Here is a 14346-nt window from a genome sequence, read left to right as displayed (position 1 = left end):
AATTATGAAAAAGACAGTGATATGTATATATTTGCTGTTGGCGCTGTTTGGAGCAGGTATCGCATCCGGAGCGGTTCTGATTGATTTGAGCGCAGCAAACCTGCCGGAAGGCCAGCTTGAAAGCTGGGCGAATACCGGCACGGCCGGCGGTGTTTTTCTGAGTGCTGACAGAGAAGGAGTCGATGACCCGAATGCGGTTGTGGCGATAGTGGCCGGGCGCAAAGCCGTGAGCTTCCCCAGTGGTGCCTGGATGCAATCGGACATCCCGGCTCCGGCAGCATTGAGCGGCAGTAATCCGTGGTCGGTGCTGATCTGGGCGTATGCGCCCTCGACGACCGGTGAGGATTCCCTGTTTCAGTGGGGGGATCGCGGCGGCGGAACGGCTCACTTTAATTTCGGCACTCGTGCACTGACCTTCTGGAACGACGTATTTTATACTAATCCGCCGGCGACGAATCAGTGGGTGCACCTGGCGGCAACCTACGATGGCACCACTGTTCGGCTCTATGTCAATGGGATTGATGATACGGTTGTGGCTCGGACATTGAATACAAATACGGGCAATTATATGCGGATTGCCAGGGCCCTGCCGGACTTGTGGGGAACACATCCGTTTAGCGGTTCGATTGCTTCGATTCAGGTTTACGACACCACACTGACCAAACAGCAAATCCAGGCACTCGCAGGTCAGTTTGAGGCCGGTACTCTTGGCCCGCAGGGATTATCGGTTCGTGAAGGTGGTGCTCCGGTTAATATGACGCTGCAGATCAATACCAATCCTTTCACCAATCAGGGGCCCAGGACAGATCTGGAAATTACCCTGAGTCTTGTCAGCAGTCGGGTGGATGTCAGACTGGGCACATCCGAGTTCGGTCAGCCTTATGTAGTGACCGTGCCTGCCGCATCGTACAATAGTCCCATCCTCATCCCTGTAGAGGCGGAGGATGATACGGTGATTGAAAGCCTTCATACGGTTCGGGTCAAAGCGGTCGTTACTGCCGGAGATGCGGATTATCTTGGCAAGACTCTGATTCCCGTAAGCGGCCTTGGTATCTCCGTGGTGGATAACGACAATGCGGATTGTCCCATGCCCGGACTCAAGGATGGGGCATATCGCGATGAATTTGATTGTCCACGTGATTACATGGCTACCGGTACCAGCAACTCCCTGTGGAGCGGCCTGCTGGATACCGAAGGCAACACCACCGATGCCACGGCATCGATGACAACCAATGGAGTCCTGCGTCTGGCCTCGGCCAACGGTGCCTGGGAAAGCAACAACAACAGCGGGCCATTCCTGTTTGTCAATGTGACCGGCGATTTCGAGGCGGAAACGTATGTGTCTGAATATGCCAACAGCATTGCCAGTCAGAGTGGTGTAATGCACAATGCCGGCGGAATTATGGTCCGGCTGGGTGATGTGGCAGCCGGGGGTGCAGGTGAGGACAACATCCAGGCCACGTATTTCCCCATCTGGGGTGTCGGAAACATTTTGTGGTATAATAACAATGGAACGCGTACCGAAACCGATAATATGGGTACCGGCTGGGGTGGCGGACGTTATTTAAAGGTGGTACGCAAAGGTGCCAACTTCTACTGCTATTACAGCATAGATGGTGTGAACTGGCAGGCCTTCCCATCCGCCAATCCGCTGGTGCGCCAGGACATGAATGTGCCGACACTGCAAGTCGGGCTGTATCAGTGTACCTTCAGCCCGGACCTTGGTTTTGTTGAATACGAGTATTTCTCTCTGAAGAAAGGCAGGGGAAATATCAGCGGCAATCTGTATCTGACCGAAAGTGAAGGTGACAGCGGTACTGTTCAGTTCCAATTCGTTACGCAGGATATTCCCGCTCCGGCGGCAGATATCCAGGTGACCCTGACTGCGGTTCCGGCTGCAGGAGCAGACCCGAATTCAGAACCGAATGACATCCGAATCGGCGATGCGTCGGCGGGTCAGCCATATACGTTTGTGATTCCTGCTGCTCAGTATGCCCAGCCGCAGCAAATCCAGGTTGCAGCGATTGTGGATGCCATCAGTGAAGCAGACCAGCAATTGACTTTGGCTGCCCAGGTGTCCAGTGCCGATCCCAACTGGAATGGATTGTTTATTAGCTCCGATGCCCTGATTACGGTCTTTGAAACGCCGGGAGTGTTTGTGGATATTCAGGACGGGGTTGCAGTGAAAGAAGGTGGGGCCGCAGATACCTTTACAGCCCGTCTGAAGATCAAGCCGCAGGCTGCGGTCACGGTTGCGATTACAGATCAGTCCGCTCCGGCTCAGGTTGATGCAGCTCCGGCCTCACTGGTCTTTGATGAAACCAACTGGAAAACACCACAAGTGGTGTCTGTTGCAGCTGTGGATGACGGTACTCTGGAAAACGATCCTCATACCACGGTTCTGAATCTTAAAGCGACCAACGGCAAGGAATATGATGCACTCGCTCCAGTAGCCGTCAGTGTTACAATCCTTGAAAATGATTGCGGTGCCTGGGGATATCTCTGGGCCGATTTTGATCGGGATTGTGACGTGGATATCACAGACTTAAGCCAGATGGCAGCCGACTGGCTCGATTGCACCCGACCGTATAGTCCAGGCTGTGTAGATTTACGATAACTTCTTATCAGAATAGATGTTATGTGGGCCGGGAGACGATTCTCCCGGCCTTTTTTGTTGCCGCCAAAGCCAAATAGAGAAAAACACCACATTCAAAAATACATGTTAATTTGGGAAATCTGATGGGGCTCAGATAGGGTCGCATCGCATATGTAAATTTTTTCCATTATTCGTGTCAGTTTTTCGTTTAATGTCTAATAAGTAGATGGACGTATTCTATAGGCAATGTCGGTCTGGATGAACAGGACATCAATGGCCGCAAGCGAATTTAAAGGCTCCCTGAATAGGACTGATGAAGAAAGTTTATCGGACAATGGCAAAGCAATTCAGTGGAACCGAAATAGTTGGCAAGTTGCATCAGGTGGACATTCCGCAGCTTCAGAAAACCCTGATTGCTCGCGGCCAGCGGATTTACTGGGAGGAACCGATCGAAGAGCTCGAAGGCACGGTGATAGATTCGGAAGATGACAACGGTGTGGTCAAGGTGGGAGCCTGGCCAGCCAGCAGTTCGGTGTCCGGCTATTACGGCCAGAATTATCTTCATGATGATAACGCGGCAAAGGGACAAAAGTCCGTCACCTTCCAGCTCACCGTGCCTGCTTCCGGGGGCTATGATGTGTATCTGCGATGGACCTCACATCCCAACCGGGCGTCCAATGTGCCGGTTACGATTCATTATGACGGAGGGAAGGCAAATCATCTGGTGAACCAGAAATCAAATGGGGGCCAATGGAATCTGCTCGGTCGGTATCAGCTTTCCCCTGGTACCGGTTCTGTTGTGATTTCCAATACGGGAACGGACGGATATGTGGCTGCGGATGCGGTTTTGATTTCCAGGCCCATGAGTACCTGTATTGGTGTAATTAACGCGGGGAATGGATTTGCAGCAGATATAAGCGGCCCGAAAGGGGAACCGGACTGCTATGTCGATCTGTATGATTTTTCAGCGATGGCACAACAGTGGATGCTGTCGCTTGAGATGGTGCAGGAAGATTAAGTGGAGACTGCAAATTCCTTTTTTCGGCTGTTCATCTGGGCTTTCAGCCGGGCAATAATCGATGAATGCATCTGCGAGACACGCGACTCCGATAAATCCAGCGTGGCACCGATTTCCTTCATCGTCATTTCTTCATAATAGTACAGAATGATAATCAGCTTTTCCGCCCGGGTCAGGCCTTTTGTCAACAGATTCTTCAAGTCCCGTTTCTGCGCTTCCACCACCGGATTCTGACTTCGCTGGTCTTCAATGATGTCGATTTCACGAATATCTTTCTCGCCTTCGTTTTCATTGAACTTATTATTCAGCGAAACCAGCGCAATGGCATTGGCATCCCGTTGCAAGCGATGGAATTCATCCATCGGCATTTCCATTTCTTCGGCCAGTTCCCGTTCGTTGGGAAGTCTGCCCAGCTGAGCTTCCAGGGTCTGTGTGGCTTTTTCAAGACGGTGGGAGCGTGCTCTTACAAGGCGAGGTACCCAGTCCATATTACGGAGTTCATCGAGGATACTGCCGCGAATGCGCGGTGTACAGTAGGTTTCAAACTTGACACCTCGCTCCGGGTCAAATGCCTCAATCGCGTCTTTGAGTCCAAAGATGCCGGCACTGACCAGGTCATCCAGTTCGACCTTGTCCGGCAATTTGGCACAAATTCTGTCCGCGGTGTATTTGACCAGCGGCAGATAATGTTCCATGAGTGTATTTCTGGCCTCATCACTACGTGACGTGAAAAATTCCTGCCAGACCTGTTCTATGTTCTGTGACCGGGTCCCACGCATCTTTAAAGACCTCCATGTCTGTAATTCGCGTTTTTGTTTCACTTGTCAGTGTCCGATAACGGTTGACCATTCAACTGCACCTGGGTGGCGTTATATACCCCAGCACGTTCATTTCGGCCAAACTGACAAGCAGATTAACTTAAAATAACCAATTTACAACTTTTCGGAAAAATCCGTCTTTTTCCGATGTTTTGCGGCTGACATTACCCAATCGGGCACTGATTGCCGCAAAACGTTCTGTGATACTCGAACGCGGATAAGCCAGAACAACCGGCTCCCGGCGACGAATGGCGCTGGCCACTAACTCATCCCTGCATAACACGCCAGCGTCGTAAACGGCAGTCGTCAGAAATCGTGCTGCCGCTTCCGAAATCTGCCGATAGGTTTTACGACCTTCGGCTATTGTTTCGGCCATGTTGACCAGAAGGCTGATTCGCCCCGGGTACTTTCTGCCGCTTAAAATCTTAATCATGGCATACGCATCGGTCATCGCCGAAGGTTCGGGAGTCGTCACTACCAGCGTATGGTCTGCTGCCATACAAAAGGCGGTGACAGTAGAATGAATTCCGGCTCCGGTATCGATCAGAATCAAGTCTGCCCGATGCTGAAGCTGATCCATTTCTTCAACAAGGCGTTGTCGCTGAAATGGATGGATATTAGCCAGATCTTCAATTCCGGAACCACCACAGATGATTTCAATCCCCGCCGGTCCGGGTTGAATGATGTCTTCAAGGCTTTTTCGCCCATTCAGGACATGGCTAAGGTTGAACCGACTGTTGAGATTCATCACGACGTCAAGATTGCCCAACCCCAGATCCGCGTCCATCAGGACAACGCGCCTGCATATCTGAGCCAGACAGATCGCTAAGTTTGCTGCGATATTGGTTTTGCCGACCCCTCCCTTGCCGCTGGTTATGGCAAACACCTGAGCCCGTTCCGGACGGGTTTCAACGATCTGCCGCAAATAATGTGTTCGGCCCGGGTTCATCGCCCGCTCCCACCGTGTTGTTATTTCCTGCTGCCCATCCCGCATCGGCAATCTCGACAACCAGATGCGTATTTACTTGTAAAACTCACGATGTATAAAGCAAGTTGCGTTTTTTTTCAATTCAAATTCCTGCATCCATGCAGGTTTTTGTTTTAAACGCGAATAGTGTGGCGAATAATGACTGATACTCCAGAAGGGTTATAAATTTGCGAACTGTGCCTCCTTTTTACGCTTCTGTCGCAGCAGTTCTACGGCAAGACGATTATGGATCAGATTTTCCGATAATCGATGAATCTGCTCCTGAACATAAGCGTGGGTATCATTGTGCAACAGTTCCTGAGACTTAATGTCCACAACTGCCACGGCGTCAAATTCACCATGGTCATGAAACTGAACATTGGGGCTGTCTTCAAGAACGAGCCGTTTATTACGAATATATTCCGCCAGTCCCCGCGTCAGGGTGTCGGCAAACTCGTGAACTGGCAAGTCCATCGGTTCAAAGCCCGCGGACCGATAATCAAAGAGATTTCGTGTTAATACTTCTTTCCGTCGTTCGGTAAAATCAATAATACGAGTTAAAAGCTCGGTCAGGTTGTCCGTAACAGGGGAGACATTCAGGTTCATACAGCCATCCTTGGCAAAAGAGTTCTCCGTTTATGAGGCCTTTACAGCCTGCTCTGATAGAAAGAGTTCGCGAATTTCAGATAAAGTCTTGGTTTCCCGTAACTGCTGGATCCGCCAGAGACGTTCGAAAACGGATTCGTCATACAGCCGATGTCCGCCTTCCGTCCAGCCGCTTTCCTGGATAAGTCCCATAACAGTGTAGTTGTGGATTGTCTGGCGAGTAAAAGGGGTACTTCGAACGATATCCCCAATACGATATAGCTTCGGTGGCGTAATAAAACCTTGATTGCTGCTTTGAGTCATAGAGCCAGAAACACACCTTTGACGTATATTCTTCAACCCGACCAAACGACTTACCCTCTGGGCAAACACAATATCCTGCGATTGATTCTTTACCCGTTTATTCTTGTTGTTTAACGTCGCAAATAAATCCAGCCCTGTTCATTCGCAAAGATGTGCTGGAACAAAAAAACAAATATAATTGCGACCCCGTCAAATCATATTTGACGTTTTATAAAATGTAAAACACATTTCAAATCCAGTCAAGCAAAATTGGAAAAAAATTAAAGAAATTGTTGCGGACAAACAGGGTGAGAATATCTCAATATGATTTAAGGGGTCATTTAAAGGATATTTATCCTACGAAAATCATGTGAAAAACACCTCAGGTGTTTCCTGATTGCCCAGATCAAGCAATACCCAGCAGGGATAACATAATGTTGCCCGTGAAGGAAGCAAGTGGTTAAAGTTGCCTTACTTAGATTTGAAGACCCAGACGATTCAATTCAGAATCTGGATATCAGCGGCCGTCCTTTTGCCGGAAATACAAATTTTGTCGATTTTTAATCTCGAAAATTTTTTCATATCTATTAAACAGTTTCAGCCTACAGCAGGCTTCTATGTTAACCGACACAGAAAAAATACCGATACTGGGAACATCTGAATTTAAACCAAAACGTAAGTCCGATAGAAATAAAGGATTGATAGACAATATGAGTCAGGGCGAAACAGACAAACAAATGCAGAGCTGTTCGGGGAGTAGTACCTGCCGGCTGGATATCATTACCCCTTTAGCCAAAAAGATTAATTGTCTGGATGTCAAACGGATTGCTGAAATATGTGTCAGCGAAATCCCCAAATTAATCGGTTCCAAACTGGCTTCATTGTATATTCTCGACGAGACAAGCGATATACTGCATCTGGAACGTCATAATCATCCGTTCCTGATTAATAATGTTGTATCGTTAAATCAAAACCCGCCTTCTCCAATGGTTGCAGCGGTTCGCAGTAAAGAGCTGCTGATTATCAATGATATGGATGATGCCCAGTCCGTGGGAGTGGGAAATGTACATCGCAGTTTTGCCAAAAATTACTCGACCCGGAGCTGTGTGATTGCTCCGCTGATATGTCATGGACGAGTGGTCGGGGTGCTCAATCTTAGCGATAAGGAAAACGGAGGCATTTTCACCCAGGAAGACATTGCGATTGTCGAGTTGTTCCGGCAGCTTGTCGGCGCTTCCATCGGCAATATTCATTTATTCGAAAAAACCCAGCGTCAGGCACGCACCGACGGTCTGACGGGGATGCTCAATCACCGCACTTTTTACGAGGCGATGGAAGTGGAGCTTCGCCGGGCCCAGCGTTATGGCGGCAAGCTGTCCATTATCATGGCCGATATCGACAACCTCAAGCCGATTAATGATCACTATGGGCATCGGGCGGGGGATATGGCCATCAAACAGATTGCCCGTCGGCTTTTGGCCTGTATTCGGCAAATTGACCTGGCGGCCCGTTATGGCGGGGATGAATTTGCGATTATTCTGCCCAGTACCTCACTGGCCGATGCGACAGTGGTTGCCGAACGGATGGTCCAGATGGTCTGCAATAATCCGATGATATGGGAAGACCAGCGAATCAAGCTGTCCATCAGCGTTGGCGTGGGGCAATATGACCCGGACACACAGCCGGGGGATGTGACCAAAGCAACAGACCAGGCGCTCTATGCGGCCAAACAGGCCGGTAAAGGGCGGGTTTGCGTGTTTGCACCTCAAAAGACACCTGCCTAATGGCCCGACAATACGGTCGTATCAACTGCGATTAGTGGACAATCCCAATCGATGCGATATACAAGTCCCCCAGGACAGGTAAGGTCTGACCCTCTTGAAAAAAGCCTGGCTTGGCAGCGACAAAACTGACAGTCGCGGCGGCTTCAATGCATACCGGAAGCGGAATTCCCTGGTCGCAATCGAGGCCCGAGGGAATATCAACCGCAAGAATCGGAACTGTCAGGCTGTTGATGCAGCTAATCAGAGCGACATAAAAGCTGGACAATTCCCCCTTGAGTCCTGTGCCGAAAATGGCATCGATAAGCAGGGTGCAGCCCTCACACAAACCATGGATCTGGGGATAGAGAGTGTTTTCAGATTGTTCCAGCCACACGATCGGCAGAGCCATCTTTTCGCAGATGGTCAGATTAACCAAAGCATCACCGGTCATTTTTTCGCGCACAGCACAGCAGATAATCTGCACGGTAACGCCGCTGTTGGCCAGATGGCGGGCAATCACGAACCCATCGCCGCCATTATTGCCCGCCCCGCAGAAGATACCAACTTTGGAATCGCGGTTGGGACCCAGCATAGTCAGGGCAATCTCGGCGGCACTGCGTCCGGCATTTTCCATCAGTACCACACCGGGGATGGCCATCTGTTGAATGGCCCAGGCATCGTAATCCCGCACCTGCTGACGGGTCAGGATGCGATGCAACATTTTATTGTACGGCTGCCAGAAACTCATAGAGCGGATTATATGGTACGTCTGCCGATTGGTCAATTGACTTTATATGACTGTGCCGGTACAGTATGGACTGTGAACATTACCTAATGACTAAGGGATTGTTATGCATATACTTCTGACCAATGATGATGGTATCTTTGCGCCGGGTCTGGCAGCGTTATATAAACGACTGACGAAGCTGGGCAAAGTGACCGTGGTAGCCCCTGCCGATGTTCAGTCCGGCGCCGGCCACAGCATTTCATTACGGGATTTGACCTGTCAGTTACTGGATATTGTCGGTAAATTCAGTGGTTATAGTGTCGATGGCTCCCCAGCCGATTGCGTTAAAGTGGCGGTTAATAAGCTGGTCCCGGAGGATGAGCCGATTGACTTGCTTGTATCCGGGATGAATCACGGAGCCAATGTGGGGATTAATGTGTTCTATTCGGGCACTGTGGCGGGGGCTATCGAAGGGGCATTCTATGGGCTGCCGGCCATTGCAGTCAGTGCGGCAATGGATGAACCGTGGGACAGCGAGCAGGCCGCCGACTTGGCCCTCGATGTGATCAGGCAGATTCTGCCGATTCAGCCGCGGGAGGTGGTCAGCATCAATATTCCTCGCCTGTCCAGAGGAAAACCCTGCGGTATTAAGGTTGTGCCGCAATCGACCTGCGGATTTGATGAATTCTATCAGGTTGTAGAGGAACAGGAAGACCAGGCGGTATATCGGCTGGCGGGGGGGACCCACCGAGACCAGCATGATGAAAATAACTGGACGGATACTACGGCTATCGCCGCCGGATATATCACGCTGACCTCACTGCGTCTGGATTTGACAGAACCAACAGGGAATGAACGGCTGGCCAGAAGAATAAAACAACCTCAATAAAAAGCAAGGAGCTATTATGTGGAATGTGTTTGAGGACCCCTGGCTTCTATTAATTGTGGGCATTGTTGTACTGATTATCGGTGTATGGGGCCGCAATAATGTATCGGAGAAAAACGGTCTTTTGGCGATGATTCTGGGGGTGTTGATTGTCGCGGCGGGCTTTGGGCTGGATTATTTGGTCAAGACCGATTATGAGCAGGTGCGAGGGATCATCCTGACCTGCCGGGATGCGGCGATCGCCCGGGATGCAAGGACCATCGAGCCGCTGATTTCACAGCGATATAAAGATGTGCTGCATCCGAATAAGGCTGTTTTAATGGACGATATCAACGGGATTTTCAGGAATGCAGCCATTTCCAAAGTGCGGTTTCAGGAACTGACCGTCAATATCTTTCAGGGCACGGCCCAGGCGAAACTGGATATGGCGGTGTTTCTGGACCCCAAAAGCTCATATGCCGCGGCCGGGGGGCTGTTTTTTGCCGAGATGACAGTGGGGTTTCAAAAAGAGGCCGGCGGTATCTGGCGGATTACCAATGCCGAGGTTGTTTCCATCAATAACGACCGGACGGATTGGAGGATTGCGCACTAAATCCGAATCCACGACAACCGGGGCAGGGTGTCTGTTTAGGGTCGATTGGTTTGGCTTTTCGAAGCTGCTGAATGGCGTTGAGGGCCTGCTGGTGGCGGCGGATGCGTTCTTCGACGGGACGGCGGAGGTTGTCGATCAGCAGGGAGATATCAATACCGTAAGCCGCCGCCTCGGCCAGGGCCGGATAGCGAGCGATCAGTCCGTCCAAATCCGCCAGGACGGAGTCGGGTAGTGTCAATGGCTGTGGTTGTGTCATATCGGGATTATCCCCGTTTTCAGGCCGGATTTCAAGATAGAACTGGAACAAGGCAGGGGATTTATAGTATAATCCAGTCGATAATCAGGTTTTATATATACTTGAAGACTCGGCTTGTGATTGCGTTGCCTCAACGTTCATAAGAGTTGTTTAGGGAGTTTAAAATGCTTGAAAACAAAGCCGATGATATCGCTTATTGCGGATTATACTGTCCGGATTGTCCGGTTCTGGGCGGCGAGATTGCGGACCTGGCCGGCAAGCTGAAGGAAAAGCTGGGTATTGCGATACAGTATAAACAGAAATCAAATAGCGTAATACCTTAATGGAGTTGCTTATGACAAGACAACCAGACATTTGGAACCTATTAGTGGATTTTATGCCCCGCAACAAATGGCTTCACATAACAATAGTATTATTGAGGATCACGCCAAATTGGATCATGAAGATTTTGAACCCCAGAGCCCAACGTCGAATATTCCAAAATGGAAAAGAAACACTCGAAATGTCCTTCAATATAGAAAGAGTATTGGGGATATTCGATGGAATCGAGAAACGGAAGAATATCTTTTACCTATGTGAGTGTTTGCTTTTACTAAAGTAATACAAAGCAGGAGTACACTATGTCCTTTCCACAAACACGATTTCGGCGGTTGCGGGTGAATGCGACGATGCGGCGGATGGTCAGCGAGGTTCGACTGTCGGTCGATGACCTGGTTTATCCGATGTTTGTCTGTCCGGGCAAGCAGGTCAAGGAGCCGATTGAGGCGATGGCCAATTGCTATCGGTTTTCGCCCGACCTGGCTGCGAAAGAGGCGGCTGCGATGGCCGACCTGGGGATTCCCGCCATCCTGCTGTTCGGGACCAAAGAGAAAAAAGACGCCGTCGCATCGCGTGCCTCGGCGATGGATTCAGCGGTCTGCCAGGCGATTGCCAAAATCAAGACCAGGTGTCCGCAATTGCTGGTGATTACGGATGTCTGCCTGTGTGCCTATACCGACCACGGCCACTGCGGGCTGATTATGCCCGCCGATGCGAAACGCAAACGCAAGTCTTCGCCGTCTGCGACGCCGGCGGTCCAGCAGTACGAAGGCCACATCGACAACGACAGCACGATTGAGGTGCTGGCGTCGATGGCCCTGGCGCATGCCCGGGCGGGGGCGGATGTCGTGGCACCGTCGGATATGATGGATGGCCGGGTGGGGCTGATTCGTGAGACACTGGATACCGAAGGTTATGTCGAATGCGGAATCATGTCGTATTCGTCCAAGTTTGCCTCGGCGTTTTACGGGCCGTTCCGTGATGCCGCCCAGAGTACGCCGAGTTTCGGCGACCGCCGGACGCATCAGATTGACCCGGCCTGCAGCAGGCAGGGACTTCGTCAGATGGAAGAGGATATTGTGCAGGGGGCCGATATCGTGATGGTCAAGCCTGCCTTGCCGTATCTGGATGTGCTTGCCCTGGCGAGGCATCGTTTTGATGTGCCGATTGCCGCATATAATGTATCCGGAGAATACATGATGATTCATGCCGCTGCCAAGGCCGGCCTGCTGGATTATGAGGCGGCGATGATGGAAAGCCTGCTGTCGATCAAGCGGGCGGGGGCGGATATTATTATTACGTATTTTGCCCCGGAAGCTGCGAAGATGTTAAAGTGAAAAGGAAAAAGGTAAAGGGAAAAAGTCAATTAAAACAGATTAGCCCAAAGGGCTATCCACACGTTTCCCTTTTTACTTTTGCCCTTTACCTTGAAAGATACGGATGACTGATATTATAAAGCCAACGATTATTGCATTTGAAGTGACTCGCCGCTGTGTGCTGCGATGTCGGCATTGCCGGGCATCGGCCACAGCCAGCGAACGAGATGTGCTTTCGACGGACCAGTGCCGAAAGATTCTGGATGCGATTGCGGCACTGAAAAAGTGCGTGGTCGTGCTGACCGGCGGGGAGCCGATGATGCGACATGATGTCTTCGACCTGACCGATTACGGCAAATCCCTTGGTCTGCGGATGGCGATAGCGACCTGCGGGGCGCTGCTGGATGATGCAGCGGTCCAACGGTTTAAGCGGGCGGGACTGCTGTCGTTTTCATTTTCGCTCGATGGGCCGGATGCGGCCAGCCATGATGCGTTTCGTCAGGTGCCTGGGGCGTTTGATACGACGCTCAAGGCCATCGAAAAGGCCCGAAACGCCGACTTGCGGTTTCAAATCAATACGACCCTGACGGGTGTAAATGTGGAGCATCTGGATGCGATTGCCCGGCTGGCGGTGGAGCTGGGGGCGTCCTGCTGGAATCCGTTTGTGCTGGTGCCGGTGGGGCGGGCCGAGCAGGATACCCCATTGCTGCTGGAGCCGAAACGCTATGAACAGGTTCTGGAAAAACTGGCGACGATGAAGACGGCGTATCCGATTGAGTTGCGTGTGACCTGCGGCCCGCAGTTTGCCCGGGTTGCCCGACAGAAGAAAATCCCGGGCGCCGACCATGTTCGGGGGTGTCTGGCGGCCAGCGGATTTGCGTTTATCAGCTATCAGGGGGATGTGCAGACCTGTGGATTTCTGGAACTTCCGGCGGGCAATCTGATACAAAACGGGTATAATCTGGTGGATATCTGGCATCACAGCCCGCTGCTGCGATCGATTCGGGATTTATCGCAATATCGCGATTTCTGCGGGCGATGTGTTTTTCTGTCCGCCTGCCGGGGCTGCCGGGCGCGGGCACTGATTGCAAACGGCCACCTGCTGGGGCAGGATCCTTTGTGCATACTGGGTCAGTCAAACAGGGATGAAGCGAAATGACCGGTTCATCAGAGTTCAGCAACTGCGTATTGCGATGGGTGCAGAACCCTTTGCCGCTGACGGAGCGGCCTTTTCTGGCATTGGCACAGCAGGCGGGTTGTTCGGAAGCTCAGGCGATTGCTGTTATCCGGCGGCTCAAAGAACAGGGCTATATCCGCCGGTATCGGGCACAGTTGGATTATAAACGGCTGGGGCGTGTGGCGACGCTGGTTACGGCCAGTGTGCCGGCGGAAAAGCTGGACGCAGTGGCAGCGGCCGTGAATGCACTGGATGGAGTGTCGCATAATTATCTGCGAAATCACAGGTTCAATCTGTGGTTTACTTGTCAGGATGAATCGTTTGAGCGAATCGAAGCCACGTTGAGAACGCTGGGGCAGCAAACCGGGGTGGAATTCCGGACTTTGCCCGCCCAGACTGTATATAAACTGGATGTGCGTTTTGACCCATCCGGACCTTCAGCAGAGGATTTTCTGGCAGGACAGTACCAGCCTGTGGCTGAGGCGGCAGGCGTTGTGGAATTGACGGCTGACCAGCGGCGGGCACTGCGGCTTCTGCAGGACGATATCGCGTTGACCCAAAGCCCGTTGAGTCGGGATTTATTGAAAATCGCACAGGAGTTATCCGATAAGGGCGTAATCCGGCGTATTGCGGCGGTCCTGGACCACCGTAAGCTGGGCTATACAGTCAATGTGATGTTGGCAGCGGTTGTGGAGAACAGCCGGATGGACGCGGCGGGCAAGGCGATGGCATCTCGTCCGGCGGTCAGCCATTGTTATCAGCGAAAGCCCTTTGCCGGCTGGCCGTATAATCTGTTTGCGATGATTCACGCCGGGCGGATGGAGGATGTACAGCGGTTTATCGATGGACTGGCTAAGGAATACCGTATTTGCGATTACGCTTTGCTGCCGACAGTTTGCGAGTTCAAGAAAAAACCGGTTTTCTATGTGTGATGTCGTTTTGTTGGATGCCAGCAAAAAAAGACAAAAAACAAACTGTTTTCGGGTACTCTGTGGTTTCATTTTCTCTATAATGGATACACAGG

The 14346-nt window shown here is 51.3% G+C and carries 15 protein-coding genes; 9 read left to right on the top strand and 6 right to left on the bottom strand.

Annotated features, from left to right (window positions below; translation table 11 throughout):
* Positions 1–4 precede the first annotated feature (4 nt).
* Together ACQ9LF_RS10690 and ACQ9LF_RS10685 are read left to right on the top strand one after the other, a co-directional pair.
* A complete protein-coding gene (locus tag ACQ9LF_RS10690) occupies positions 5–2617 on the top strand; it encodes a LamG-like jellyroll fold domain-containing protein (RefSeq protein ID WP_462489391.1) in 2613 nt (870 codons plus the stop codon).
* A gap of 313 nt (positions 2618–2930) precedes the next feature.
* Positions 2931–3614: a golvesin C-terminal-like domain-containing protein gene (locus ACQ9LF_RS10685; protein WP_462489390.1), complete on the top strand. Its 684-nt coding sequence runs from the start codon at positions 2931–2933 to the stop codon at positions 3612–3614.
* Here ACQ9LF_RS10685 and ACQ9LF_RS10680 read toward each other — a convergent pair.
* The 4 genes from ACQ9LF_RS10680 to ACQ9LF_RS10665 all read right to left on the bottom strand — a co-directional run bounded on the left by ACQ9LF_RS10680 (position 3611) and on the right by ACQ9LF_RS10665 (position 6308).
* Positions 3611–4393, bottom strand: coding sequence for a FliA/WhiG family RNA polymerase sigma factor (locus ACQ9LF_RS10680; protein ID WP_462489389.1), 783 nt, complete (start codon positions 4391–4393; stop codon positions 3611–3613). The two genes, ACQ9LF_RS10685 and ACQ9LF_RS10680, sit on opposite strands and share 4 nt — an antisense overlap.
* 139 nt (positions 4394–4532) lie before the next feature.
* The gene (locus ACQ9LF_RS10675) at positions 4533–5381 is read right to left on the bottom strand and encodes a MinD/ParA family protein (RefSeq protein ID WP_462489388.1); all 849 of its coding nucleotides are present in this window, start codon (positions 5379–5381) and stop codon (positions 4533–4535) included.
* A gap of 198 nt (positions 5382–5579) precedes the next feature.
* Entirely contained in the window at positions 5580–6005 is a 426-nt protein-coding gene (locus ACQ9LF_RS10670) for a hypothetical protein (RefSeq protein WP_462489387.1), read from the bottom strand.
* A gap of 30 nt (positions 6006–6035) precedes the next feature.
* Positions 6036–6308, bottom strand: coding sequence for a MerR family transcriptional regulator (locus tag ACQ9LF_RS10665; RefSeq protein WP_462489386.1), 273 nt, complete (start codon positions 6306–6308; stop codon positions 6036–6038).
* 689 nt (positions 6309–6997) lie between these two features.
* Here ACQ9LF_RS10665 and ACQ9LF_RS10660 point away from each other — a divergent pair.
* Positions 6998–8071, top strand: a complete 1074-nt coding sequence (locus tag ACQ9LF_RS10660; RefSeq protein WP_462489385.1) for a sensor domain-containing diguanylate cyclase — start codon at positions 6998–7000, stop codon at positions 8069–8071.
* 31 nt (positions 8072–8102) lie between these two features.
* Here ACQ9LF_RS10660 and ACQ9LF_RS10655 read toward each other — a convergent pair whose 3' ends face one another.
* Complete coding sequence (locus ACQ9LF_RS10655) at positions 8103–8771, bottom strand: NAD(P)H-hydrate epimerase (RefSeq protein ID WP_462489384.1); 669 nt, start codon at positions 8769–8771, stop codon at positions 8103–8105.
* Between the two features lie 130 nt (positions 8772–8901).
* On the opposite strand from ACQ9LF_RS10655, the gene surE reads away from it, so the two are divergent.
* Together surE and ACQ9LF_RS10645 are read left to right on the top strand one after the other, a co-directional pair.
* A complete protein-coding gene (gene surE, locus ACQ9LF_RS10650) occupies positions 8902–9666 on the top strand; it encodes a 5'/3'-nucleotidase SurE (protein WP_462489383.1) in 765 nt (254 codons plus the stop codon).
* A 16-nt stretch (positions 9667–9682) separates the two neighbouring features.
* A complete protein-coding gene (locus tag ACQ9LF_RS10645) occupies positions 9683–10255 on the top strand; it encodes a hypothetical protein (protein ID WP_462489382.1) in 573 nt (190 codons plus the stop codon).
* On the opposite strand, the gene ACQ9LF_RS10640 is transcribed toward ACQ9LF_RS10645, so the two are convergent.
* Positions 10218–10511, bottom strand: a complete 294-nt coding sequence (locus ACQ9LF_RS10640; protein ID WP_462489381.1) for a hypothetical protein — start codon at positions 10509–10511, stop codon at positions 10218–10220. The two genes, ACQ9LF_RS10645 and ACQ9LF_RS10640, sit on opposite strands and share 38 nt — an antisense overlap.
* 164 nt (positions 10512–10675) lie before the next feature.
* Here ACQ9LF_RS10640 and ACQ9LF_RS10635 point away from each other — a divergent pair, with 164 nt between their 5' ends.
* From ACQ9LF_RS10635 to ACQ9LF_RS10620, 4 genes are all read left to right on the top strand, one after another.
* On the top strand, positions 10676–10834 hold the full coding sequence (locus ACQ9LF_RS10635) for a hypothetical protein (RefSeq protein ID WP_462489380.1): 159 nt from the start codon (positions 10676–10678) through the stop codon (positions 10832–10834).
* 297 nt (positions 10835–11131) lie between these two features.
* Positions 11132–12166, top strand: a complete 1035-nt coding sequence (gene hemB / locus ACQ9LF_RS10630; RefSeq protein WP_462489379.1) for a porphobilinogen synthase — start codon at positions 11132–11134, stop codon at positions 12164–12166.
* A gap of 103 nt (positions 12167–12269) precedes the next feature.
* The gene (locus ACQ9LF_RS10625) at positions 12270–13304 is read left to right on the top strand and encodes a radical SAM protein (protein WP_462489378.1); all 1035 of its coding nucleotides are present in this window, start codon (positions 12270–12272) and stop codon (positions 13302–13304) included.
* A complete protein-coding gene (locus ACQ9LF_RS10620) occupies positions 13301–14254 on the top strand; it encodes a hypothetical protein (RefSeq protein ID WP_462489377.1) in 954 nt (317 codons plus the stop codon). Before ACQ9LF_RS10625 ends, ACQ9LF_RS10620 begins: the two co-directional genes overlap by 4 nt.
* Positions 14255–14346: the final 92 nt, after the last annotated feature.

The sequence above is a fragment of the Anaeroglomus insulsum genome, from assembly GCF_050689095.1.
Classification (GTDB): domain Bacteria; phylum Planctomycetota; class Phycisphaerae; order Sedimentisphaerales; family Anaerohalosphaeraceae; genus Anaeroglomus; species Anaeroglomus insulsum.
The sequence above is the reverse complement of the archived record's forward strand: the minus strand, read 5'-3'. Positions and strand labels throughout refer to the sequence as shown.